Consider the following 3,662-nt stretch of genomic DNA (forward strand, 5'->3'; position numbering starts at 1 on the left):
AGACTCTTTTAAAGCGGAGGTCCCGGCTGAAACAAAAGCCCCCGTTCAAGGTGAGCTTTTTGATTTTTCGGAAGAAACTCCTCAGCCGTCCTCATCGGTAAAAGAAATTAAGGAAGAATATAAATTTTCTTCTTTTGAAGAAGTCTTGCGGCGCGCTTTAATCGGCAAAGAACTTTTTGTTTACGTAGAAGAAGACGCTTTGGTTTTGGCTTCAAGCGCGCAATGTGCGGCTTTTGCCGACGCTTTGACTTTAAGCCCTGAGCGTGAGGAAGCTTTGTTTGATATTTTCGACGATGATTCAATACTTAAAATAGGCCATGACGTCAAATACGCTTTCCGCGTTTTGGGATATAATCCCAAAGCCGGCAAATTTATAAATTGTTTTGACGGAGCTTTGGCCAAATACTGCCTTGATCCCTCCGGCGAGTTCAGCCTTTTGGGTTCTCTTACCGTCAACTTGGGCGTTATGCTCAGCGTGGGTGCCGGCCTTAAAGAAAGAATGTCTTTTTACGCTCAAAATATTTGGGGCCTTAAGGACAAGCTGGAAAGCCTTTTAAAGGAAAAGGACGCTTTAAAAGTATATTCGGAAATGGAAATCCCGCTGATGAGCGTACTTTTAAATATGGAAAATAACGGCATAATGGTAAATACGGCCTGGCTTAAAACTTTATCTATTCTTCTTGATAAGGAAATGCAGGCGGAGCAAAAAGAAATCAACCAAACCGCCGGTTACGACGTTAATATAAATTCTACAAAACAGCTTGGTGTTTTACTTTTCGAGCAGCTTGGCCTGCCTTCCGCGCGGAAGACCAAAACCGGCTACTCCACCGATGAAGAATCTTTGGAAGTTTTAAAGAAAATCCACCCTATTGCCGGGCAAATACTTAGATACAGGGAAAGTTCTAAACTTAAAAGCACTTATGTCGATTCCCTTTTAAATTTGGCCGGCCCGGAAACGCACCGCGTGCATACTAATTTTAACCAAACCGGTACTGTAACCGGGCGGCTTTCAAGCTTCAGCCCGAACTTGCAAAATATCCCCGTCCGAAGCGAAAAGGGCCGCCTGATAAGGCAGGCTTTCGTCGCGCAGGAGGGGAAGGTTTTGCTTTCCGTCGATTACTCCCAAATAGATTTGCGCGTTTTGGCGCATGAATCCGGCGACGAAGCGCTGATAAACGCTTTTAAAGCCGCGGCGGATATACACCGTCAAACCGCGGCGGAAGTTTTTAACGTAAAGCCGGAAGAAGTAACTAAGGAAATGCGTTCCGGCGCAAAGGCGATAAACTTCGGTATAGTATACGGGCAGGGGCCTTTGGCCCTTTCTCAGAGTTTGGGCATTTCAATGAGCGACGCCAAAAATTACATTGACGCCTATTTTAAAAGATACGCCACCGTAAAAAATTGGATAAACGCCACGGCGGAGCAGGCTCGCAAAAGCGGATACGTAAAAACGCTTTTCGGCCATGTAAGATATATACCGGAATTTGAAGCTTCTTCTTCCCGTCTTACCAGTTTCGCCAACCGCGCGGCGGTAAATACGGTGGTTCAGGGGGGATCTTCCGATATTATCAAAAAAGCCATGACGGATATTTTCGCCGCGCCGGAACTTGAAGGCTGCCTGCTGCTTTTGCAGGTTCACGACGAATTGATTTTTGAAGTCCCCGAAGGCCGTATAAAAGAAACTGCGCGCTGGGTAAAAGAAAAAATGGAAAACGCCGTAAAATTGCGCGTACCGCTTTTGGCGGAAGCCAAAGCCGGCCGCAACTGGAACGAAATGGGGAAGGTAATTTAATGGATTTTAAAAGGAAAGGCAAGACCGTAATAGGTCTGACCGGCGGCATTTCCGGCGGGAAGAGCACCGCTCTGGGGATTTTTAAGGAGCTCGGCGCGGTTACGATATGCGCCGACGAATTAAGTAAAAAATATTTTGAAGTTTTAAAAGACAAAATAGGGGAAGCTTTTTCTTCCTGCGACAGAGCCGAGATAGCCCGCCGCGTTTTTAAAGACGACGTCAAACGCAAATGGCTGGAAAATCTGCTCCACCCTTTAATATTGAAAGAAGCCGCGGAAATCATTGATTCCGCGGAAGAGGAAATCATAGTTTTTGATTTGCCTTTGCTTTTTGAGGCCGGCCTTGAAAGCTCCTTTGATTTGACTTTGTGCATATACGCCGATGATAAAATCCGTCTTGCCCGCGCTTTGGCCAAAGGCTTTAAAGCGGATGATTTTAAAGCGCGGGATTTAAAACAAACTCCGCTTTGGGTAAAAGCTCAGAAAGCCGATATCGTGATTTACAATAACGAAAGCGGAAAAGAACTTAAAGATAAAATTGAAAGATTTTTTTATATTTTAAAACAAAAACCAATGAGGTAATTATGGAAACTAAAGAAGTAAAAACCGCCGCCAAAGAAACGGCGAAAGAAAAACCCTCGCCGCGCAGATATACGGCCAGCCAGCAAGCGGAAACCGCCGCGGCGGAAAAAACTTCCGCCCAGTCGGCTCCAATTGAAAAGCCGGCGGCCAAAACCGTTTATTCCAGGAATCAGGCGGAGCAGAACGCTCATCAGCCCAAAGCAAACGGCTCCAAACCCATGGACGCCAGAGCCCTTTCCAAACTCAGCGTGGCCGAACTTACGAAGCTTGCCGTCAATTATAACGTGGAAGATATTTCCGGCTTAAGGAAACAGCAGCTTATCGGCAAAATTATAGCCGTCCAAGCCAAACAGAACGGCTCCGTTTACGGCGGCGGCGTTTTGGAAATTCTGCCCGACGGCTTCGGCTTTTTAAGATCGGAAGAAAACAATTACCTCGCCGGAGGGGAAGACATATACGTTTCTCCTTCTCAGATTAAGCGTCTGGGCCTAAGAAAAGGCGATAAAATAGAAGGTTTGATACGCCCGCCTAAAGACAATGAAAGATTTTTCGCCATGCTGCAGGTTCAGAAAGTCAACGACATAGATGCCGACAAAGTCTACCGCAGACCGCTGTTTGAAAACCTTACTCCTTTGCACCCGGACAGCCGCTTTACGCTTGAAGTCGATAAAAAAGATCTTACGCAAAGAGTGATAGATTTAATGGCGCCTATCGGCAAAGGGCAGAGGGCTTTAATCGTAGCTCCGCCCAAAACCGGTAAAACGGTAATGCTTAAAAATATTGCAAATTCTCTTACCGCCAATCATAAAGACATTGAACTTTTGGTGCTTTTGATTGACGAACGCCCGGAAGAAGTTACGGATATGAGCCGCAGCGTCAACGGGGAAGTCATCGCTTCAACTTTTGACGAACCCGCCGAACGCCACGCACAGGTTGCCGAGATGGTTCTTGAAAAGGCCAAACGCGGCGTTGAAAACGGAAAGGATGTCGTTATTTTGCTTGATTCAATAACCCGCCTTGCGCGCGCTTACAATACTATAACTCCGGCCAGCGGCCGCGTGCTTACCGGCGGCTTGGAGGCCACTTCTCTGCAGCGTCCCAAAAGGTTTTTCGGCGCGGCTAGGAACATAGAAGAAGGCGGCTCTCTGACGATTATCGCCACCGCTCTTGTGGAAACGGGAAGCCGTATGGACGATGTTATTTTTGAAGAGTTCAAGGGAACGGGCAATATGGAGCTTGTCCTTGACCGCAGCCTTGCGGATAAGCGAATCTTTCCGGCGATTGACATC

Annotated in this window: 3 protein-coding genes; all 3 read left to right on the top strand. The window is 46.9% G+C overall.

Features of this window, described 5'->3' with window-relative positions; genetic code table 11:
- On the top strand, nt 1-1,792 hold a 1,792-nt coding region (locus ACQY26_RS02315), incomplete at its 5' end, for a DNA polymerase (RefSeq protein WP_428047466.1).
- Nucleotides 1,792-2,373: a dephospho-CoA kinase gene (gene coaE / locus ACQY26_RS02320; protein WP_428047467.1), complete on the top strand. Its 582-nt coding sequence runs from the start codon at nt 1,792-1,794 to the stop codon at nt 2,371-2,373. The genes ACQY26_RS02315 and coaE, both read left to right, overlap by 1 nt.
- 218 nt (nt 2,374-2,591) lie before the next feature.
- The coding region (gene rho / locus ACQY26_RS02325) for a transcription termination factor Rho (RefSeq protein WP_428047468.1) at nt 2,592-3,662 on the top strand (1,071 nt) is incomplete at its 3' end.

It is taken from the genome of Candidatus Proelusimicrobium excrementi (assembly GCF_937881865.1).
GTDB classification, from domain to species: Bacteria; Elusimicrobiota; Elusimicrobia; order Elusimicrobiales; family Elusimicrobiaceae; genus Proelusimicrobium; species Proelusimicrobium excrementi.